22 protein-coding genes and 1 tRNA gene are annotated in these 21,315 nt (G+C 59.0%); 6 read left to right on the forward strand and 17 right to left on the reverse strand.

Annotation, left to right across the window (positions count from 1 at the left end; all coding sequences use genetic code 11):
• The first annotated feature begins 47 nt into the window (after positions 1–47).
• The 3 genes from iolC to ACR0JW_RS10370 are packed head-to-tail and all read left to right on the forward strand — an operon-like array spanning position 48 to position 2,710.
• On the forward strand, positions 48–1,028 hold the full coding sequence (iolC, locus tag ACR0JW_RS10360) for a 5-dehydro-2-deoxygluconokinase (protein ID WP_170614213.1): 981 nt from the start codon (positions 48–50) through the stop codon (positions 1,026–1,028).
• Between the two features lie 9 nt (positions 1,029–1,037).
• Positions 1,038–1,874 carry a 5-deoxy-glucuronate isomerase gene (locus ACR0JW_RS10365; protein ID WP_170614212.1) on the forward strand — a complete coding sequence of 279 codons (837 nt, stop codon included), beginning with the start codon at positions 1,038–1,040 and terminating at the stop codon, positions 1,872–1,874.
• Positions 1,871–2,710 (forward strand): class II fructose-bisphosphate aldolase, encoded by an 840-nt coding sequence (locus ACR0JW_RS10370; protein ID WP_170679375.1) that lies wholly within the window; start codon positions 1,871–1,873, stop codon positions 2,708–2,710. Before ACR0JW_RS10365 ends, ACR0JW_RS10370 begins: the two co-directional genes overlap by 4 nt.
• A 3-nt stretch (positions 2,711–2,713) precedes the next feature.
• Here the strand turns inward: ACR0JW_RS10370 and ACR0JW_RS10375 are convergent, their stop codons facing one another.
• The 15 genes from ACR0JW_RS10375 to ACR0JW_RS10445 all read right to left on the reverse strand — a co-directional run bounded on the left by ACR0JW_RS10375 (position 2,714) and on the right by ACR0JW_RS10445 (position 16,066).
• The gene (locus ACR0JW_RS10375; RefSeq protein WP_170679373.1) at positions 2,714–3,493 is read right to left on the reverse strand and encodes a TIM barrel protein; all 780 of its coding nucleotides are present in this window, start codon (positions 3,491–3,493) and stop codon (positions 2,714–2,716) included.
• 24 nt (positions 3,494–3,517) lie between these two features.
• Positions 3,518–4,276 (reverse strand): SDR family NAD(P)-dependent oxidoreductase, encoded by a 759-nt coding sequence (locus ACR0JW_RS10380; protein WP_480713875.1) that lies wholly within the window; start codon positions 4,274–4,276, stop codon positions 3,518–3,520.
• Positions 4,273–5,079, reverse strand: coding sequence for a 5-deoxy-glucuronate isomerase (iolB, locus tag ACR0JW_RS10385; protein WP_480713876.1), 807 nt, complete (start codon positions 5,077–5,079; stop codon positions 4,273–4,275). Before iolB ends, ACR0JW_RS10380 begins: the two co-directional genes overlap by 4 nt.
• A gap of 50 nt (positions 5,080–5,129) precedes the next feature.
• Positions 5,130–6,311 (reverse strand): phytanoyl-CoA dioxygenase family protein, encoded by a 1,182-nt coding sequence (locus ACR0JW_RS10390; protein ID WP_170679367.1) that lies wholly within the window; start codon positions 6,309–6,311, stop codon positions 5,130–5,132.
• A 47-nt stretch (positions 6,312–6,358) separates the two neighbouring features.
• Positions 6,359–7,258 (reverse strand): myo-inosose-2 dehydratase, encoded by a 900-nt coding sequence (gene iolE, locus ACR0JW_RS10395; protein ID WP_170679365.1) that lies wholly within the window; start codon positions 7,256–7,258, stop codon positions 6,359–6,361.
• Positions 7,255–9,087, reverse strand: coding sequence for a 3D-(3,5/4)-trihydroxycyclohexane-1,2-dione acylhydrolase (decyclizing) (gene iolD, locus ACR0JW_RS10400; protein ID WP_170679363.1), 1,833 nt, complete (start codon positions 9,085–9,087; stop codon positions 7,255–7,257). The genes iolE and iolD overlap by 4 nt, the downstream gene beginning before the upstream one ends.
• 159 nt (positions 9,088–9,246) lie before the next feature.
• Entirely contained in the window at positions 9,247–10,065 is an 819-nt protein-coding gene (locus ACR0JW_RS10405; RefSeq protein WP_170679361.1) for an ATP-binding cassette domain-containing protein, read from the reverse strand.
• 1 nt (position 10,066) lies between these two features.
• Entirely contained in the window at positions 10,067–11,173 is a 1,107-nt protein-coding gene (locus tag ACR0JW_RS10410; protein WP_170614203.1) for an ABC transporter permease, read from the reverse strand.
• A 69-nt stretch (positions 11,174–11,242) separates the two neighbouring features.
• On the reverse strand, positions 11,243–12,163 hold the full coding sequence (locus ACR0JW_RS10415) for a sugar ABC transporter substrate-binding protein (RefSeq protein ID WP_170614202.1): 921 nt from the start codon (positions 12,161–12,163) through the stop codon (positions 11,243–11,245).
• A gap of 123 nt (positions 12,164–12,286) precedes the next feature.
• A complete protein-coding gene (gene iolG / locus ACR0JW_RS10420) occupies positions 12,287–13,300 on the reverse strand; it encodes an inositol 2-dehydrogenase (RefSeq protein WP_170679359.1) in 1,014 nt (337 codons plus the stop codon).
• A gap of 191 nt (positions 13,301–13,491) precedes the next feature.
• A complete protein-coding gene (locus ACR0JW_RS10425; protein ID WP_170679357.1) occupies positions 13,492–14,610 on the reverse strand; it encodes a hypothetical protein in 1,119 nt (372 codons plus the stop codon).
• A 113-nt stretch (positions 14,611–14,723) separates the two neighbouring features.
• Positions 14,724–14,951: a hypothetical protein gene (locus ACR0JW_RS10430; RefSeq protein ID WP_170614199.1), complete on the reverse strand. Its 228-nt coding sequence runs from the start codon at positions 14,949–14,951 to the stop codon at positions 14,724–14,726.
• 228 nt (positions 14,952–15,179) lie between these two features.
• A tRNA-Arg gene (locus ACR0JW_RS10435) sits at positions 15,180–15,256 on the reverse strand.
• A 21-nt stretch (positions 15,257–15,277) separates the two neighbouring features.
• Complete coding sequence (locus ACR0JW_RS10440; protein WP_170679355.1) at positions 15,278–15,754, reverse strand: GNAT family N-acetyltransferase; 477 nt, start codon at positions 15,752–15,754, stop codon at positions 15,278–15,280.
• On the reverse strand, positions 15,755–16,066 hold the full coding sequence (locus tag ACR0JW_RS10445) for an ETC complex I subunit (RefSeq protein ID WP_170614197.1): 312 nt from the start codon (positions 16,064–16,066) through the stop codon (positions 15,755–15,757).
• 176 nt (positions 16,067–16,242) lie between these two features.
• On the opposite strand from ACR0JW_RS10445, the gene ACR0JW_RS10450 reads away from it, so the two are divergent.
• Together ACR0JW_RS10450 and uvrB are read left to right on the forward strand one after the other, a co-directional pair.
• The gene (locus ACR0JW_RS10450) at positions 16,243–16,722 is read left to right on the forward strand and encodes an SRPBCC family protein (protein ID WP_170614196.1); all 480 of its coding nucleotides are present in this window, start codon (positions 16,243–16,245) and stop codon (positions 16,720–16,722) included.
• A gap of 81 nt (positions 16,723–16,803) precedes the next feature.
• Complete coding sequence (gene uvrB / locus ACR0JW_RS10455) at positions 16,804–18,990, forward strand: excinuclease ABC subunit UvrB (RefSeq protein ID WP_480713877.1); 2,187 nt, start codon at positions 16,804–16,806, stop codon at positions 18,988–18,990.
• Positions 18,991–19,080: 90 nt separating this feature from the next.
• Here the strand turns inward: uvrB and ACR0JW_RS10460 are convergent, their stop codons facing one another.
• Entirely contained in the window at positions 19,081–19,515 is a 435-nt protein-coding gene (locus ACR0JW_RS10460) for a hypothetical protein (protein ID WP_170679351.1), read from the reverse strand.
• Between the two features lie 540 nt (positions 19,516–20,055).
• A complete protein-coding gene (locus tag ACR0JW_RS10465; protein ID WP_170679349.1) occupies positions 20,056–20,346 on the reverse strand; it encodes a hypothetical protein in 291 nt (96 codons plus the stop codon).
• A 224-nt stretch (positions 20,347–20,570) separates the two neighbouring features.
• Here ACR0JW_RS10465 and ACR0JW_RS10470 point away from each other — a divergent pair, with 224 nt between their 5' ends.
• The gene (locus ACR0JW_RS10470) at positions 20,571–21,278 is read left to right on the forward strand and encodes an ORF6N domain-containing protein (protein ID WP_170679348.1); all 708 of its coding nucleotides are present in this window, start codon (positions 20,571–20,573) and stop codon (positions 21,276–21,278) included.
• Positions 21,279–21,315: the final 37 nt, after the last annotated feature.

Consider the following 21,315-nt stretch of genomic DNA (forward strand, 5'->3'; position numbering starts at 1 on the left):
ACGCAAGGTCCAAACTTTGCCGACCCCATTTTGCCGGAGGACATGACTTGAGCGCTTTGATAGATGGTATCAAAGGAAACCGGTTTGCCGTTTTCGGGCGCGCAGGCATGGATTTGTTCGCGACCCCGATCGGTGTCAAAAGCGAGGATGCCGATACCTTCCACGCCGATCTGGGTGGCTCGTCCGCCAACATATGTGCCGGTCTGGTCAAGCTGGGCAGCCGGGCATCGCTGGTCACGTCGGTTTCGGACGACGCCGTTGCGCGGTTTTGCCTGAACCGGTTGCGGCACTACGGCGTGGATACATCCTACATCCGCGTGGTCGGCGGTGAATACCGCATGTCCATGGCGATCTATGAAAGCACGACCGAGAACTTCCAGAACGTGATCTATCGCAACGGCGCGGTCGATTTCCAGGTCACGGAAGAGGATGTGGACAAGGTCGACTACGGCGCCTTCTCAGCCGTCCTTTCTGCCGGAACGGTATTTGCTTCGGAACCATCACGCAGCGCCACGTTCCGCGCCTTCGAGAACGCGCGCAACGCAGGTCTGCCGGTGATTTTCGACATCGACTATCGCCCCTATAGCTGGCCTTCGCCCGAGGTTGCCGCCGACGTTCTGTCCCGGGCAGGCGAAGCGAGCGACCTGATCGTGGGCAATGACGAAGAATTCGGGTTCATGGCGGGTGGCATCGACAAGGGGTTTGCCAAGGCCCGTGAACTGGCCGCAAAACCGGGCCGCGTCGTGATTTACAAGATGGGCGAAAAAGGTGCCGTGACCCTTGCTGACGGTCAGGAGATCACGACCGGAATCTACCCTGTCGATGCGATCAAGCCCGTCGGCGCCGGCGACAGTTTCATGGCCGGTCTGCTGGCCTCGATTGCGGCGGGGTATTCGCTGGAAGATGCCGTGATGCGTGGCTCGGCCTGTGCCTCGATTGTGGTGTCGCAACCCGGTTGCGCCCCCGCCATGCCGACGACGCCGGAACTGAACGCTTTTTTGGCCGCGCATCCCGGCCCCACCTCATAGGAGTTTGATATGCATATCGCGCCTTATGACAACCGGAACAACCCGATCGTCGACGCGGACGATCCGACCGTTCCGCTGAACTATTTCAACATCGTCAAGCTGAAGAAGGGCGAGGCGTTCGAATATCAGGTGCCCGGCTATGAGACCTGCATCGTGCCCGCCACCGGCAGTGTCGATGTCGATGTCGAAGGGGTTCAGTTCCCCCGGTTGGGCAACCGGGGCGACGATGTCTGGGACGGCGAGCCGGAAGGTGTCTATGTGCCGGTGGGCGCAAAGGCGCAGATGGTCTGCGTGTCGGACGAGACCGAGGTGTTTGTTGCGGGTGCAAAATACGACAAGGTTCTGGATCCGTTCGATGTGCGCCAGCATGACCTTGTGCAATACGGCAGCGACGACACCAAAACGCACCGCAAGATCAAGCACATCCTCGGCCAGAAACAGCATGACAAGGTTGGTCGCCTGCTGGTCAGCGAGTTGTTCACCGTCGGTCAGGGCGGATGGTCGGGCTTCCCCAGCCACAAACACGACACCAATCGCTTGCCGGACGAATCCCGGCATGACGAGACCTACAATTTCCGTTTCAAACCCAACTGGGGGTCTGGCCTGCAAATGCTGCAGCGCGAGGACAACGAACCCGGCGATGCCTATCATATTGTCGACGGATCCACGATCTGCATCGACAACGGCTATCATCCCTGCTGCGTACTGCCGGGGTATGAGATGTACTATTTCACCATCCTCGGCGGCCTCAGCCAGCGCTCGCTGGTGCAGTATTTCCAGCCGACACATGCCTACCAGATTGAGACGATTCCGGGCATCAAAGACATGATCGCGAAATTCAAATGACCCTTGTTACGCTTTCCGAAGTTCTGAGGCCCGCCTATGAACAGGGCTATGCCGTGGGGGGCCTTGTCACGCTGGGCTGGGAAGACATGCGCGCCTATGTAGCTGCGGCCGAGGCGGAAAACGCGCCGGTGATCCTGCAGGCGGGCCCCAGCTGCCGCGAGCACACGCCGTTGCCGATTCTTGGCAAGATGTTCCGGCATCTGGCCGAAAACGCCTCGGTTCCTGTCGTCGCGCATCTGGACCATGGCTACACGTTCGAGGAGTGCAAAATAGCGCTGGACAGCGGCTTTACCTCGTTGATGTTCGATGGGTCGCGCAAGCCACTGCAGCAAAATATCGATGAAACGGCGGCGATTGCCGAAATGGCCCATGCGGCAGGGATTTCCTGCGAGGGCGAGATCGGTTTTGTCGGCTATTCGGGGGGCGAGGGATCAAACGGAACCGATCCGGAAGAAGCTGCAAAATTCGCCCGCGAAAGCGGTGTGGATGCGATGGCGATCTCGGTCGGAAATGTCCATTTGCAGGAAAACAAGGAAGGCGGTCTGGACGAGGACCGCATCGCGCGGATCGACGCGATGACGGACGTGCCATTGGTGATTCATGGCGGCTCCGGCGTACCGGTGGAACAGCGCAGTCGGCTGGCGCGCGACAGCTCGATTTGCAAATTCAACATCGGAACCGAGCTGCGCATGGCCTTTGGCGCCGCATTGCGGGACGCGGTCAACCGCGACCCCAACCGATTCGATCGTGTCACCATTTTGAAAGAGACGCACGATCCGGTCGAAGCCGCCGCCCGCACGGTGATCCGCGCATTCGGCGCCCCACCTCAGCGATAATCGTCAGACCGTGAATGCCGCTCGGAACGCGGCCAGCGCAGTTTCGGGATCCTCCAGCGCGTAGGCTTCCATGCCCACCGGTCCCCGGTACTCGAGATCACATAGCGCACGCGCGACCGACGCGTAGTTGACCTCGCCCGTTTCCGGCTCGCATCGGCCGGGATTGTCAGCCACCTGAATCTCACCGATCCAGGGCAGGCATTTGTCGCACCAGCGGATCAGGTCGCCCTCGCCGATCTGCGTGTGATAGAGATCCAGATTGATGCGCAGCTGAGGGCGGTCAACGGACGACACCAGGGCCAGGACGTCTTCGGTCGATCCGAACGGACAACCGGGATGGTCCAGTTGGTTGAGGTTTTCCAGCGTGAAGACCACGCCTTCCTCCTCGGCCAGATCACAAATGCGGTTCAGCGTATCGCGCGCTTTCAGCCACATCCGGCCGGTGACGACGTCATGCTGCCAGATTGGTATGCCGCTTTCGCCCAGACCCGTTCCGTGCAAATTCAGGCGTTGTACACCCAGCCGCTTGCCGACCTGCGCCGACTCGCGTGCGGTTTTCAGCAGCATCTCGGCGCCTTCATCATCGGCCAGTCGTCCTTCGACATAGCCGTCCATGATGGTGAATTCCGCGCCGGTGGCTTCAAGCTTTGGTATGTCCAGATCAGACCAGCTCCAAAGCCCCACGCCGAACCCCATTTCCTTCAGCCGCGCCGCCCGCCAGTGCAGAGGTTTATCCAGCCAGAGCATCTCGGCGCAGGCCGCAAGTTGAAACGGATGGGACATGCCAGCTCTCCTAGAAAGTGCAGATCAGATCGAGCCGCCTTCGACCATGAAATTGCCAGCGCTGCACATCGCGGCATCATCAGAGGCCAGAAACAGAACCATGCGGGCCACGTAGACGGGATTGATGGGGTCGGGCAGACATTGCCGGTCTACCTGTTTTGCCAGCGCTTCGGGCGTCACCCACAGGTCTTTCTGCCGGTCCGTCATGATCCAGCCGGGCACAACGGTGTTGACGCGGATCCGGTGGTCTCCAAGCTCGCGCGCCATGGTTCGGGTCAGGCCGTGAACGGCGGATTTTGCCGTGGCGTAGGCGGGGAAACCGGCACCGGCCTCCCACCAGGAATTCGAGCCAAGATTGATGATTGAGCCGCCGCCTTTTGCAATCATGCCCGGGGCAACAGACTGAATGGCAAAGAACATGTGGCGAAGGTTGATCGCCATACGTTCATCCCAATACTCAGGCGTCACTTCGCGCCAGTCGTGGCGGTCGTCATGGGCGGCATTGTTGACCAGTACATCGGCAGCACCCAATTCGTCGGCCAGTTCTCCGATTGCTGTCTGCAGGGCTTCGATATCGCGCAGATCGCATTGGGCAAAGGCGTGCTCGCCGTCCAGATCGGCCAGCAAGGCGAGCCCGGCATCCGCGTTGATGTCCAGAAACCCTACCTTCGCACCCTGTGCGGCAAAGGCCCGCACGGTTTCGGCCCCGATGCCGCAAGCGCCGCCTGTGACGAAGACGGTTTTGCCTGCAAGGCTGGGGTAACTGGCAAAGCTATCGGTCAACCGTCCCGCTCCATGATCCATTCAACTTCGGGGGCCGGAACAAAGCGCCACCTTCGCAGCGGCCCGGCCATGACATTCAGGTAATACATCTCAAAACCATATGGCGCACCGCAAGGGTGATGTCCGCACGGGACGGTCACAACATCGCCATCCGAGACGGCCATCGTCTCATCCAGCTGCCCGTCATCGGTATAGACCCTTTGAATGCCAAATCCATTGGCGGGGTTCAGGCGGTGGTAATAGGTTTCCTCAAGATAGGTGATGCGCGGATAATCATCCTCGTCATGGCGGTGGCTGGGATAGCTGGACCAGTGCCCGTTCGGCGTGAACACTTCAGTTACCAGCAGGCTGTCTGCGTAGTCTTCATTCTCCATCGCGATGTTGTTGATGTAGCGCGTGTTCACACCCTTGCCCCGTTCGGTCAGGGTAATCCCATCGGGGCCGATGCGGCGGGCCTGATGTACGCCCCTGCCCGGGGCCGAGCATACGGCGATGACGCAATCGGTTTCGGCCACAGCCTCCCACTCGGTTCCGTTCGGCAGGTACAGGCAATGCGGCGGGGTTTTCTCAAAAACACTCATCCGGTCGCCCAGAACGCCCCAGTCCTGCTCCGCTCCGCTGATCTGTGCCTTGCCTTCAACCATCACCAGAATGACCTCGCGGTCGCCGGTTGCCTCGGCTGCCCGGTCGCCCGCTTTCAGATGGTAAAGCCCGAAACCGACATAGCGCCACCCGGCACTTGCAGGCGTGATATCGTGCACCTTGCCCCGGGTTCCGAACGGCTTTTTTAGCAGGTCTGCCATGTGTTTTCTCCTTATTGGGCGGGCCTTGACGGCCCGCCAGCGTCTTGAATTCAGGCAGCTTGCCTTGTTTGCAGGACTGCGTAAGCCTCGGACAGTTGCGCTTCGGTCCATCCCTCGGACACAGCCCGACGCAGGATGTCGGCCTGACTTTCGGGCGCGTTGCCACCGATGGGCGGATCGGTGTCCAGATTAGTTGGAAACGAATACCCCTCGGCCGTTGCGGCAATAGCTGCGTCCAACTCTGCCGTGCTGAGTTCACCGCGTTGTCTCAGTGCAATCAGCGCCGGAAACACAGCCTGAGACATGGAACGCCGGTCAATCGCCTCCATCGCGCGGCCAAAGGCGGATGAAATCTGCAGCAGGTTCGCCATCCGGTGAATATCCGCGCTGCTGTTTTCCCCTGCGGCATGAAACAGGGCCGGGTTGAAGAACACCGCATCCCCTTTTTCCAAAGGCAGCTGAATACAGTTTTCTTCGAAATGCGCCCGATGCGCCGCGTCATGAAAGGCCAGATAGCCCGGCGGATAAAGCTGCGAGAACGGCAGCAGCTTGGTCGGGCCGCTTTCGATCGGCATGTCGCAATGGGCAACCGCCCCCTGCAAGGTCAAAGATGCGGTAACCAGATGGGCGTGCGCCGGATAGCGCGCGGCCGTGTCGGCGCTCTGGAACCCCAGATGGTAATCGCGGTGCGCCTGCTGGGCCTTGCCTCCGGGACGTACCTGATTGATCTGGGCCGTGACCTGATAGTTCGGCCCCAACCACGCCTCACAAGCGGCGGAGATGACCGTATTTCCGAAATAAAGCGCAAAGCCTTCAGGGTCACGTAGGCACTGCTTTTGCAGCGCGTTCCAGACCCGGTCATTGGCGCCCGATGCGGCAAAGTGATCGCCCTCACCCGCGCCGCTTTGGCGTTCTTCCGCGATGATCCGATGGAAGACATCGCTGGCCCGGTCGATCACGGACGTGTCCGCGAAGGCACCTTTCAGGGCAATCACACCCGCGGATTTGCCCAGAACGCGGCCCCATTCTGCCAACAGCGCCTTGCGCTGATCCGCCTGTTCCAGCGTCGGGCGCAGGGCCTGCATGTCGTAGATCGGAACGTTCTTTTCGACCGACGCGGCATGAGGCACCGCGTCGGCGTCGAGATTCTGAGAGGTCAGCACCTTGAATTCATCCAGATCACAGGATTCCCGGTCGAAATAACCGACAAAACCAAGGTCCCGATCTACCATGACGTTCTCCTTTCTCATGGCCAAGGTGTTGCCCAATTGGGCGGATGTTACGCGACGATCTCCAATCCGGCCTGACCACAGACCTCGACGATGTGGTCGTAGCCTTTCTTGGAGTATTCATAGGGTGGCGCTTTGGCAGGGTCCTGCTCGGCCTCGACCACGATCCAGCCGTCGTAATCCATCGCTTTCAGCGCATTGGACACGGCCTGAAAGTCGATGCAGCCATCGCCCGGAACCGTGAACGCGCCGGCAATCACCGCATCCAGAAAGCTGCGGTTGTTCTCGCGCACGTCCTGCACGACCGCCGGACGGATGTCCTTGAAATGGACATGGTGCACCCGGTCGCCCCAGCGGCTCAGGGTGGCCAGAACATCCCCACCGCCAAACAGCAGGTGGCCGGTGTCGAAACATAGATTTACCTCTGGGCCCGACCCTTCCATCAGCCAGTTCACGTCATCTTCGGTTTCGATGATCGTGCCCATGTGGTGGTGGTAGGCCATCGGCATACCCTGATCCGCCATCCATTTCGCCAGCTCGGTGATCTTGGCGGCATAGGCCAAGACCTCGTCCCTGGACATTTTCGGGCGGTTGTTGACCGGGGTGCCGATCTGACCCTGCACGGTGTTCGAGCATTCGGCATAAACGATGCACGGACTGTTCAGAGCCACGAATTGCTCAACCTGCTCGCGCACGGCCTCGCGCTCCGTCGCGAAATCGTTGACCAGCGACGCGCCCGAGCACCAGCCACCGCATAGCGCGATATCATTGCCTTCCAGATAGGCACGCAGCCCGTCAGTGTCGCCGGGCATCCGCTGGCCGCGTTCGACACCGGTGTAACCGATCTCACGCGACTCCTTCAGCGCCTGCTCCATTGTATAGGCCGCGGTCAGGTCCGGCAGGTCATCATTTTGCCAGGCGATCGGAGAGATCCCGATTTTCACGCTCATTTCGTGTTTCTTTCCTTGATGGCGACTTCATAGGCCGCGCGCTTTTCATTCACTTCAGGGCGGATGCTGACCTCGGGAACCGCAACTTCCCACCATGTGCCGCCATATTCGGTCGAGGGGTACGGATCGGTGTCGATTACCACCACGTAAGGCCCTGTGACCTCGCCACGTTTGGCAAGCGCATCTTCCAGGTCGGCAATGCTGCTGACCTTGACCGATGTCGCCCCCATCGCCGCCGCATGGGCTGCAAAATCAATGGCCGAGGGGTTCTCATGCACCGCATGATCCAGCAGGTTGTTAAACTCGGCCCCACCCGTACCCATCTGAAGACGGTTGATGCAGCCAAAGCCGCGGTTGTCGGTAATGACCACGGTGAAAGAGACACCCATCATCGCCGCCGTCGCCATTTCCGAGTTCGCCATCATATAGGTGCCGTCGCCTGTAAAGCAGATCACGTCCCGATCGGGCTGGGCCATCTTGATGCCCATCGCCCCCGCGATCTCGTACCCCATGCAGCTAAAGCCGTATTCCATGTGGTAGGCACCGGGGCGCGGCGCTTTCCACAGCTTGTGCAACTCACCCGGCATGGTGCCCGCCGCGCACATGACCACTGTATCGTCATGCGCGGCGCGCTGAACCGCGCCCACCACCTGCATGTCCGTGGGCAGGGCATTGCCGTCGCCGGGCGCGTCTGTCAGTTTGTCGACCTTGCCGAACCATTCCGCCTTCAGCGTGTCAGCCACGGGATCAGCGCGGTAGCCCTGAAGAGCGACGCCCAACTCCTCCAACCCGACACGCGCATCAGATTGCAGGGGCATCGCGCCATGTTTCTCGGCGTCATAAGTAGCAGTGTTCAGGCAGACCATCTCGCGTTCGGGGTTCGAGAACAGACCCCACGAGCCGGTAGTGAAATCCTGCAAACGCGTACCGATGCCCAAGACCAGATCGGCTTCGGCGCAGATATCATTGGCGGGTTGCCCGCCGGTCACACCAATGGGGCCCAGATTCAGCGGATGATCCCAGGCCAGCGCGGATTTGCCCGCCTGCGTCTCGGCAATCGGAATGTTGTGCGTTTCAACAAAGCTTTGCAGCGCATCGGTCGCGCCTGAATAGTGCACCCCGCCGCCGGCAACGATAACCGGGCGTTTTGCTGCCCTGATCGCGGCCACGGCGCGGGCCAGTTCGCCCTCGTCCGGGCGGATGCGGCGTTGATACCAGACACGGGGTTCAAAGAAACTTTCGGGGTAGTCGTAGGCCTCGGCCTGCACGTCCTGACAGAAGGCCAGCGTTACCGGCCCGCAATCGGCGGGGTCGGTCATGGTGCGGAAGGCGCGCGGCAGCGCCGTGAGCAGGTGCTCGGGGCGGGAAATACGGTCGAAATAACGGCTGACCGGTTTGAAGCAGTCATTGGCGCTGACGGTACCGTCTCCGAAATCCTCGATCTGCTGCAGAACCGGATCGGGACCGCGCGTGGCGAACACGTCGCCGGGCAGCAGCAGAACCGGCAGCCGGTTCACATGGGCCAGCGCCGCTGCCGTCACCATGTTGGTGGCGCCGGGACCAATTGACGAGGTCACGGCCATGGCACGCGTGCGGCGCATCTGTTTGGAATATGCAATGGCCGCATGCGCCATGGTCTGCTCGTTATGACCGCGATAGGTTGGCAGGCTGTCCCTTACACCATGCAAGGCCTCGCCCAGACCGGCCACGTTGCCGTGACCGAAAATCGCCCAGACACCGGCGATGAAAGGCTCTCCGCCCTCGTTCATCTGTGCCCCCAGATAGCGCACCAGAGCTTGCGCGGCGGTCAGTCGGATTGTCTTGCTCATCTTGATCCCTTTCAACACATGCCGCTGCGGGCAATCTGTCGGGTTTCGCATTTTTGAAGGTTTCAGGCGCATGAACCGGCCTGATCAGGGTGCGGCCGTCTGGTGCCACGGGGTTTGGATGGCCCACCTGTTGCGGCGGAACATCCTGCTGTTCCTCGCTCAGACGGTCCCGCCGAGCGATCCTTCGAGCTGGGCCATCTCCTGACCGCCTGCCATCAGGTCCTGCAACTGTTCCGGCGTAATCTCGCCACGCTTTGCCGTTCCCAGAGTCTTGCCGCGGTTCAACACGGTAAAGCGGTCGCCCACCGCCAGCGCGTGGCGAACGTTGTGGCTGATGAAGACAACGCCGACGCCCTGGCTGCGCACCTTGTCGATGGTGGCCAGCACGTTCGAAGTCTGGCGCACACCAAGCGCCGATGTCGGTTCGTCCAGGATCAGGATCTTGGCACCGAAATAGACAGCGCGGGCGATGGCAACGGTCTGACGCTCCCCCCCGGACAGGGTGCCCACAGCCTGATCCGGCCCACGCAGGTTGATGCCCATCTTGCGCATCTCTTCCATGCAGACATCGTTTGCCTGATCGACGTCGAACCGCTTGAGCAGACCTTTTCCCTTGGTAGGCTCACGGCCCATGAAGAAATTGCGCGTCACGCTCATCAGCGGGATCATCGCCAAGTCCTGGAACACGGTCGCAATGCCCGCCTCCATCGCATCGCGCGGCGTGTCGAAATGCAGGGGCCGACCTTCGAAAAAAATCTCGCCCTTGGTGGGTTTGTGCACGCCGGACATGGTCTTGATGAAGGTGGATTTACCCGCACCGTTGTCGCCCAGCAGACAGTGGCATTCCCCGGGCTTGACGTCAAAGCTGACGCCGGCAAGGGCGATGATATTGCCAAAGTGCTTTTCGATATTTTTCATTTCCACGATCGGGGCAGCATCGGTCGCGTCGCCGTGGTGAAACTTGGTGTCTTCGGTCATATCAGCGCTCCCCGGTTACGCGTTTACGGATCGCGTTGTTGAACAGAACGGCGATCAGCAGCATGGCGCCCAGGAAGACCTGGAACCAGTCCTGATCGAAGTCGGTATAAGTGAGGCCGATGACAACCATGCCAAAGATGATCGAGCCAAAGAATGCCCCGATGGCGGAACCATATCCGCCGGTCAGCAGACAGCCGCCGATCACTGCAGCGATGATCGCCTCGAATTCTTTCTGGAAGCCCCGGCGCGCATCGGTTGAACCAGCGTCCATCACCGTGATGATCGCGACCAATGCGGCGCAGCATGCGGTCAGCATGAACAGCGAAACCTTGACGCGGTTGACCGGAACACCCGAGTTCGAGGCCGCAACCCTGTCCCCGCCCGATGCGAAGATCCAGTTTCCGACCGGAGTGCGCAGCAGCACATAAGTCGCCGCCAGCGTGATGACGATGAACCACAGGATTTCGACCGGGATGCCCGGCACCTTGGGCGCACCGCTTTTGAACGTGTCGATCATGCCATTGGCCGCCAGCCAGGCGAACAGGCCGCCGAACGCTTCGCCCGAAAAGAATGGTGCCAGCCAGTCGTTTTCGACCGCATCGCGCACACCGCGCAACTGGGTCGAGCCGCCTGTCGCCATTTTCAAACCAACCAGGGACAGGCCGCGCAGAATGAACAGAAACGCCAGCGTCACGATGAACGATGGCAGGCCCGAGCGGATCACGATATTGCCGTTGATCGCACCGACACAGGCCGCGAACAGGAATGTCATTGGGATGGCGAAGATCAGCGGCAATTGCCAGGTCACGACGCAGACGCCGAAAAACAGCCCCGAGAACGCGACCATCGACCCGATCGACAAGTCGAACTCTCCGCCGATCATCAGCAGCGCGGCCCCGATGGCCAGAATCCCAAGCTGCGCGGCGGGGGTCATGAAGTTCATGACGCCGGCAAGGGTAAACATCGACTCATCCGCAGTGATCGCAAAGAACACGAAAACCAGGACGGCACCTGCCATGGCGCCCAACTCAGGCCGTTTCATGAGTTTGGTTAGGAACGGTTCTTTCTTGACCCTTTCGTCCGATACGACGGGCGCTGACTCACTCATGGTTTCCTCCCAATTCGGTGAGATCGGCGCGCTGGCGCCGATCCTGTTGTTTGCCGGAACTTTCCGGGACTAGCGGATGCCCTGCGCGGACAGGTCGATCACCTGCGCCGCCTTTTCCTGCGTGATCAGGTTCGGACCCGAAGGCACGTTGCCGCCGGGCATCAGGCCATATTTGGCGTGCAGACCCATGAAGTTCACCGACAAGTAGCCCTGCAGATACTGCTGCTGGTCGATGGCAAAGGCCGCGTCGCCATCCGCGATCGACTGCAGGAAGTTTGCCGACAGGTCGAACGAGGCGACGTTCACGTCGCGGCCAGACCCTTTGACGGCTGCAACCGCAGGCTCACCGGCCGAGCTGGCACCCAGCGCCATGACGGTGTCGATGGCTTCGTTAGCGGCCAGCGCAGCGGCTACTTTCGATTCGATTTCCGACGGATCGTTCGAGGTCGGCAGAACTTCGACATTGCCGCCAAAACCTTCGGTGAAGCCCGCGCACCGCAGGTCAAGCGCGACGTTGCCCACCTCGTGGTTGACGCAGATCGCCGTGCTGCCGCCCATCGACGCCAGTTTTTCGCCAGCAGCCTTGCCCGCGTCGAACTCGTCCTGACCGACATGCAGCAAGGCGCCCAGTTCCTTGGAAACGTCAGAACCCGAGTTGATCGAGATCACCGGGATACCGGCTGCAACTGCGCGTTCGATTGACGGGCCAAGCGCATCCGCATCCGGGATCGAAACGATCAGACCATCGGGTTCCTGGTTCACGGCAGCGTCGATCAGCTGCGACATGGCCACCATGTCGAAAGTTTCAGGCGCGCGATATTCGACGTTCACGCCCACGTCCTTGCCGGCCTGCTCAACACCGTTCTTGACGACGTTCCAGAAGGCATCATTGGCCTGGCCGTGCGAAACGACAACAATCTCCTGCGCGAATGCAGGTGTCGCCAGCGCCAGAGCCCCTGCTGCCAGTGCGCCCTTTACGAACTTATTCATTCTGTGTCCTCCCATTAGAACAGTCTATTTTCGTGTCGGGGTGTCAGCCCCAATCATTCGGCAGCGCCGAATCTCTGCGACTCCGATCTGATACGGAGCTGATGTCAGTTTGAAGCATTCCGGTCATTTTGCAACCGGTTTCAAAATTTCAGACATGTCAACCGGCCTTCCGGACTGCGCCGACCGCGTCGCGGCCTCGGCCATTGCAAGCGCGGCAACCCCGTCTTCCAGCGTCACCGGCAGCGCGGCACCCGTCAGGGCCGCCTGTACAAACGCATCCCATTCCGCCTGATAGGCCGGCATGTAACGCTCCAGGAAGAAATAGGTTGGTTTCGCCCCGACAACGCCTTTGTCGGTGGATTTGACCACCGTGTTTTCCAGCATATTGTGAGCCTGCAACAAACCCTCAGAACCCAGCAGTTCGACGCGCTGATCATATCCGTAGGCCGCCCGGCGGGAGTTCTTGATGACGGCTATCCGACCATCATCATAAGTCATTGTAACAACAGCGGTATCCACGTCTCCGGCCTTGCCGATTTCGGGGTCCACAACCGATGTCCCCACGGCGGAGATGGTTTTTGGCAGCTGACCCATCAGATAATTCGCCATGTCGAAATCGTGGATCATCATGTCCCGGAACAAGCCGCCGGACACCTTGATATAACCGACCGGCGGTGGAGCGGGGTCGAATGAGGTGATCGACAACATTTCGGATTTGCCGATTTCCCCTGCGTCCAACGCAGCCTTAAGCGCGGAAAAATTGGGGTCGAACCGGCGGTTGAACCCGATCATGACAGGTTGGCCACTGTCCGCCGTGGCCTTTTGACAGGCGATGGCGCGTTCGAGGTTCAGATCAACAGGTTTTTCACACAGAACCGCCTTTCCGGCACGGGTTGCCGCTTCGATCAGGCCGGAATGAGTGTCCGTTGGCGTGGCGATCAGCACCGCATCGATTGCTGGGTCCGCGATGATGTCGTCAGAACTGCGGGCCTCGGCCCCGGTGTCCGAGGCAAGGCCTTCAGCCGCCTCTGCCACCGCGTCGGACACAGCACATAGCTGGCTTTTTGGGTGGGCGGTGATCGCCTGCGCATGCACGCGGCCGATACGTCCGGCCCCCAGCAATCCGATCCTCAGCATTCAATTCTCCCGAATCCTTTATTCGCGTGACAGAATGTTTCGCTTTGCAACCGGTTGCAAGATGTTTTTGCGCACTGCTGAAAATTGGTGCAGAATCCGGTCGCATGAGCCTGTCAGACCCGATGTGGCAGGCCCGGCTTTGCCGTGTTCTTCGTTGCCGGATCTGCTGCCTGACTGCACTTGAAGCGTGCCTACGACACACCGTTTGCAAAAACAGCTTCGGCGATTTTGGGGTCAACGACGACCACGTCGACAGTGGCGATATCCTCAAAAATCTCTGCATGCAGGGTGTCACCCAGAAAGTCCTGCATCTGCGCCTTGTGGCCATTGATGGATGCGTTCAGCACATCCGCGTATTCCGTTGGCGTCAGCTTTCCGGCAGCAAGCTTCGTGTAGGCATCCAGCAGGTCATGACGCAACTGGACGATCATTTCCTGATGCAAATCCACGTGCGATTGCATCAGTCCCGGATGTTCGTTTGGAGATACCAAAAACTCTGTTTCTTCCGAACACCGCGGGTAGCGCTTAGTCAGGCAGCCGTCGCAGATGCTTTTCCACTTTTTGACACCCAGACCGTCAATGGCCAACAGACCCAACCGCCCGTAAAGCGTGTGCGTCAGATTTGTCCAGCCCTTTGATTTATAACCTTTTGCGTCGTTCACTTCGAGCCCGGCCGTACACATGATCCTGTTGGTCGCCTGATGGCAGACACCGTCGAGACCGTACCGGATTCCGGCCAGACCCTTTGTCAGCGGGTCGGTTCGCATTTGCGACAGGCAATCACATTCGGGTTGAAAGGCCATTCCATGACCAATGGACCGCTGATTTTCGTCGTGATCGCCCCCGCAAGGCCACAGGTAGTTCCGCTTACCGGCATCATCGTATCCAACCGCATATGTATGGTCGGCATTCGATTTGATCGGATCGATAAAAGCGCCCTGCGCGAACATCTCGACCTTGCGCTCTTTGTAAGGGTCATAGATGTCGAACTCATCGTGCCATAACCGGTGGCGCTTCCCCTTGACCGGGTGAAAGACTTCGGCGTTGACAAATCTAGGCCTGATTGGATCGATACTCAGCCGAACAACCACCTCGTAGTTTGCAAGCGTCCATTTGTGGCTGTCCTGACCGTCCCAATGACCTTTGGCGGGGTCCAGAGTGATGCGGTAGGTGTGGTCCTTGCAGCCTGTTACGCTTGTTGGAACCTCAATCCTGGCTTTAGGGAAATCCACATAGACTTTTCCGTGAAACTTCACCGTGATTCCGGGCGCAACGCTCAGCTTTTGTGTCGGGATTTTGTATGTTCGCATAACAATGACCTTTCTAAAAATATTCGAAAGGTACATTGATCGGGCCAATCCGTCTGTGACGTATTCACGAAGCGCACAGAACACAGCCCGAGTTCGGGCCGCGTGTCCCCAGCCTAACCCCCGACGTAAACGCCGCTTTTTGGCCGGTAGAATATCTTCTGGTCGTGAAGCCGCCCCAACAATTCCTGAATGTCGCGAAGCGTTTCCTCGCGCTTCGATTTCTCGTCTTCATCCTCTTGCGCAGATGCGTGAGACTGCGATGCCAAAGCGATCCGGAGAGAGCTTTCGATCAGGTCGATGTCCTTGACCGACAGTTCGAACATGTCGTTGTAGCGGGGCATTTCGAAACCTCCTGGCTGGGCGCAGGTTTCCAGACTGCCCCACGTCGCGTTGGATTACCACTTTTTCGTTACGGTGCGGGAAATCGTTCAGCTTATGAGATGGCATAGTATGGCCATTCGCCAAATTTCGAGCAGCCCATTTATGAAGCTCTGTCGCCAATTTTCGCCCAAACAACAATGAAAGCCACACGTTTTGTAAGCTCAGGATGTTAACCTGTTGTTGTAAAATGGCGATCCCTGAAGGACTCGAACCCTCAACCTGCTGATTAGAAGTCAGCTGCTCTATCCAGTTGAGCTAAGGGACCGCTGCGCCCTTCTTGCGGTTTTTACGGGCGGGGTTCAAGGGCCAAGCGCATGAAGGCGCTGTTGAGGTCGTCTTCATAACCGTAGATCGGCCCGCAATACGCATATCCCAGCGCCTCATACAACTTTCGGGCCGCGTCATATTCGGGCAGGTGGTCGGCACCGGTTTCCAGAACCAGGGCGGAAAACCCTTCGCTCTGCGCCAGAATTGCCAGGTGGTTCATCATGGTGCGCGCCAGCCCGCGCCCGCGCACTTCTGAGATGATATGCACGGATTTCACCTCGGCCGTACCGTCCGGCAGGGTCTTAAGCGCACCGCACCCGACCGGCTTGCCGGCCTCATACATCGCCCAGAACCGAATGCCCGGCCCTGCCAGCGACTCGGCGTCCATGGTGTGGTTGCTTTCTGCAGGCCCTGCCGTTTCGCTATGGGCAAAATGCGCCTCGACCACCGGGCGCAATGCGTCCGAGGTTGGGTCGGCCTCGCGGATTTCGATCATTCAATGGGTCCAGGGACCGCGCCGGTCGGTTGCGAAATTCTCGCCATAGCCACGGGCGCGCAGGTTCGGTTTGCGCTTGTGCGGTTCGCTGACAACCGCATCAATCCCATTGCTCTTGGCATAGTCCAACGCTTCTTCCTTGGTGTCGAACTTGAGACGCACCTGGGTCTGTGTGTCACTGGATGAGGTCCAGCCCATCAACGGATCAACCTCACGCGCGGATGCAGGGGCGTATTCCAGAACCCACTTGCGGGTCTTGGCCATCCCCGAGGTCATCGCATTCCTTGCAGGCTGGTAAATCCGTGCGCGCATGTCGCCTCTCCGTACTCACTTGGCTTTGGATGTTATGCGTCAGAGCGCGCACGGGGACAAGTCCGCAATTGTCGCGGCGCGCCCGCAGGCTTTCGGCATCGCACGGCTCTGCTGATGCCAGAAACTGTCATCATGGTCATCTAAATATTGTTGAACCCCATGACGAGGATAGACAGATGATCCATCACGAAAGAACCCTGGAAATCGATGCCCGGCCCGAGGCCATCTGGTCTGTACTGAGCCGGTTCATGAATATCGACGAATTCGCTCCTCAGGTAAAATCCGTGGATGCCTTGACACGAGGCCAGAATGGCGTGGGATCAAAACGGCGCTGCCACTTTGAAAACGGCACCTCATTGGTAGAAGAAGTCACGGACTGGCAAATCAACCGGGGCTATCGTGTTCAACTGTCGGACATGTCTGCCATGCCTTTGACCGAAGCGCACGCAGCGATTGCTATCGAACCACTTGCGAACAACCGCTCAAGGGTGGTCTGGAGCATGGACTTTCAAATGAAATATGGGCCTCTGGGTTGGCTGTTGGGGCAGATGCTACTGAAGCCGATGATCGGGCGGGTTTTGGACCGCAACCTGAAAGCGCTCGCTGAAAAAGTGCAGTCGGACCACATTCCTTACCTGCAGTTTGCCTATTATTAGAACTGCGCATTCTAATCCGGATCAGCCCTTGCAGTTGGACAAAATAAGAACAAATGTAGGGGCCTGACCCGGAGCCTGCCTATGCCCTATGCCCATTCCGACAAGACCCAACTGACCGCAGAGGACGTTCGCGCGCGCCTGAAACTCGAGGGCGGCAAGCAGTTTGTCATGCACACCGAATTTGCGCCGGCGGGTGACCAGCCCACGGCCATCAAGGAACTGGCCGGGGGTGTTCTGGACGGCGAACGCGATCAGGTGTTGTTGGGTGCGACCGGGACGGGCAAGACTTTCACCATGGCCAAGGTCATCGAGGAAACCCAACGCCCTGCCATCATTCTTGCGCCGAACAAGACGCTGGCGGCGCAGCTTTATGGAGAGTTCAAAGGGTTCTTTCCCGAAAACTCGGTCGAGTATTTCGTGTCCTACTACGACTATTACCAGCCCGAGGCCTATGTGCCGCGGTCGGACACCTATATTGAGAAAGAATCGCAGATCAACGAACAGATCGACCGGATGCGCCACTCGGCCACCAGGGCCTTGCTGGAACGCGATGACGTGATCATCGTCGCCTCGGTCTCCTGCATCTACGGTATCGGGTCCGTTGAGACCTACGGGGCGATGACGCAGGACCTGAAGGTCGGCAACGAATACGACCAGCGGCAGGTGATGGCCGATCTGGTGGCCCAGCAATACCGGCGCAACGATCAGGCGTTTCAGCGCGGGTCGTTCCGGGTGCGCGGCGACAGTCTGGAAATCTGGCCTGCCCACCTTGAGGATCGCGCGTGGAAGCTCTCGTTCTTCGGTGAGGAACTGGAACAGATCACCGAATTCGACCCCCTGACCGGTGAACGCGCCGCGTCGATGGAACAGGTACGGGTCTATGCGAATTCCCACTACGTGACGCCCAAGCCGACAATGCAGCAGGCGATCATCGGGATTAAAAAAGAACTGCGTATCCGTCTGGACCAACTCGTCGGCGAAGGCAAACTGCTGGAGGCGCAACGGTTGGAACAGCGCACCAACTTTGACCTTGAGATGCTCGAGGCCACGGGCGTCTGCAACGGGATCGAGAACTACTCACGTTACTTGACGGGTCGCGCACCGGGCGAGCCTCCCCCAACCCTGTTCGAATTCATCCCTGACAATGCCATCGTCTTCGCCGATGAAAGCCACGTCAGCGTGCCGCAGATCGGCGGCATGTACCGGGGCGACTATCGGCGCAAGTTCACGCTGGCCGAACACGGGTTCCGCCTGCCGTCCTGCATGGACAACCGACCCCTCAAGTTCGAGGAATGGGACGCCATGCGCCCGCAATCCGTCTTCGTCTCGGCCACTCCGGCGAAGTGGGAGATCGAACAGACCGGCGGCGTCTTCACCGAACAGGTGATCCGCCCCACCGGCCTGCTGGACCCCGAGGTCGAAATCCGCCCCGTCTCGATGCAGGTCGATGACCTGCTGGACGAGGTACGCAAGGTCGCCGCCAATGGCTACCGCACGCTGGTCACCACCCTGACCAAACGCATGGCCGAGGACCTGACCGAATACCTGCACGAACAGGGCATCAAGGTCCGCTACATGCACTCGGATATCGACACGCTGGAACGGATCGAAATCCTGCGCGACTTGCGGCTGGGGGCCTTTGACGTACTGGTCGGCATCAACCTGCTGCGCGAGGGGCTCGACATCCCCGAATGCGGACTGGTCGCCATTCTGGATGCAGACAAAGAGGGGTTCCTGCGCTCGGAAACCTCGCTGATCCAGACCATCGGCCGCGCCGCGCGGAACGCCGATGGCCGCGTGATCATGTATGCCGACAAGATCACCGGTTCCATGGAGCGCGCCTTGGGCGAAACCAACCGCCGCCGCGCCAAGCAGCTTGCCTATAATCAGGAACACGGCATCACGCCCGAGACCGTGAAGAAGAATGTCGAGGACGTTCTGGCCGGTCTCTACGAAGGCGACGTCGACATGAACCGCGTCACCGCCACGATCGACAAACCGATGCACGGCGCGAACCTCGAGGCCCATCTGGACGGTCTGCGCGACCAGATGCGCAAAGCCGCCGAGAACCTGGAATTCGAAGAGGCCGCCAACATCCGGGATGAGATCAAACGTCTGGAAGCGGTCGACCTGGCCATCGCCGACGACCCCATGGCGCGCCAATGGGCGGTCGAGAAAGCATCCGAAGACGCCGTGAAATCACGCGGACGGTCAACGGCTGGCAGGCCGGGGCAGCGGGGTGGGAATGTGAAGAGGCGGAAGCGGTAGTCGAATGTGGAAACTCAGCCTCTTCATCTTTCAATTTGCCGCACGCGTGCTGTATCCGTCGAGCGACAGAGTTAGCCCCCCCTTAAATCATCAAGCAGTTGCGAAATTAGTATAGAATCTTTCTTCCAATCGCGTTTCAAACGCGCGCAAGCTGGATTTCCAACGCGCCATTCGACTGGCAACAAAACTAGATTCTTCTTCGTTAAACTGACCTAGACCGGCCTCTAACGCTTCAATACGACTTCTAAGCAGCATCGCACATATTGCTAGATCGCTTGAATTCAATCCGCGCCAATCAAGATGGAGGGCATAGAGGTCTGTAGCAATGACATAGTTTGCGACCGGCTCTGAAAAAAAGCCAAATGCATCAAGCGCAAACCTTTGGTCAACTATATACCTTATTGCAGACTCTGCTTGGCAAACACGGTTTACAAAAGCTTGATTATTATAATGGTTTTTGATGTTGGCTTGCACTTTTGCGACTAGCCATCTTGGGCGAATGGTCCGAAGGTAACGGAGCAGCATTGTGGTTTTCCTAACCACGAAGAGAGGGCATTGCCAGCAATTGTGGACCCTCATGCACGCTAGCCTAGCAAGATTGAACTGAGTCCTCTTTTGACAACAAGACAAAGCTTTGTTGGATTCGGTCAAATGACCTACCCAGTCTATGCGCTTGCGTTCTGAGCGGTACAAAGCTGTCAGCCCTGTCACCGCGAAAATCACAACCGTCCCAACGTCGCCTCCATTCAGGCGCGCTCACAGGCAGCTATAGTATTCTATAAGCACTAAGTACATTACTACCCAATAACCCAACGAGTTGGTTCAATTAATGGCAGGATATCTGACTTGGTAGCTTCCTGCGCTAGCAAACATCCTACAGGGCACCTCCGCTGCGTTCCACACCAATTCAACTTTGCCACTCACCCCCTTATCCACGTTTGAAATCACAAATTGTGATTCCAAACGGTTACCATGACGAACCCAAACGCCCTGCCCAGCACGCATGAGGTCCAAAGCGCCGTTCTCTCCGACAAAATAGAAGGGCGGGTAACCCCGCCCAAACCTTTACCCCTTGTCCCAATGCGCAATCACATCGTATCCCACCGGTGAGGGCGGGCCTTCCATAAACTCGGCGAAATGGCCCCACAGTTCGGCCACTTTGGGCGCGTTTGCGTTCGAGGTCGCCTCGCTCTCGACGACCGAGATCACATAGCCCGAACCGTCCTCGTTCATCACGTTGGTAAAGCAGTGCATCCCGGGCATACCCATGATTTCTGACTTCAATGCACTCATCTTCGCCGTCGCCGCTTCCCGCGTGCCGGGCTTCATTTTGTATTGAGTAATTCGCGCAAACATCACTTTCCTCCCTCGTCTGGCGAAATTGCCATGTGGCGGGGCCGGAGCGGCCTCGCCGGGCGCACCCTAGCACGACAGCGCGAAATCTCGCATTAACACGAGGGATATGTGGGCGTTTTCAACTTTACGCCTGACCGTATTCGGGCGGCTGACACTTCAAGGTTGCAGCCCAGCGCCCGCTGCTTCACTTTTGAAATCACAAATTGTGATTCCAGACGGTTGCCATGTCGAACCCGAACACCCTGCCCAGCACGCACGAGGTCCAAAGCGCCATTCACCGGGTACGCGGTGCCCGTGTGGTGCTGGCCGAGGATCTGGCACAGTTCTACGGAAAGTCCGTCAGCGCCTTCAACCAAGCCGTGTCGCGCAACAAGGACCTGTTCGAGGGTTATCGCTTTCAGCTGACCGATGCCGAGGTCGCCGATTTGCAATCACGGAATGTGATTTCAAAACCAATGGGCCGCGGTGGGCGGCGGGTCAATCCGTGGGTCTATACCGATTACGGCGTGGCCATCGCCTCAGCCCTGTTCAAGGACCCGCGCGCGATCAGGATCACCCGGATGATTACTGAGGCCTTTGTCGACGGCGCAAATGCTCTGGCCGAGACCCCGCGTAGCGTGCCGGAAATCCTGCCGCCCGGGGGCACCCCCGCCCCGCTGCTGCCGAATGGCGATCAGTTGAGGGCTCTGGCCGAAAACATCCTAGATTCCGGGCAGCAGAGCCTTGTCGACTATATCGCCAACCCCACCACCAAGCGGCAACAGGCAGTGGCGGTGATCATGAAGACGCTGGCCGAAACCGCTGGCGAAGAGGTACGCACCCAGCGGGAACGTTTGCGCCTGAGCATCGCGGAACGTCTGGCCACCGGCGACTATGCGGATGACGATGATCGGAAACGGTTGCTGGACCTGCTGAACGCGATGAAGGGATAGTCACACTTGCCTCAACGCGGTCAGCGGCTAGTTACCA

The sequence above is a fragment of the Ruegeria sp. BG6 genome (assembly GCF_056538465.1).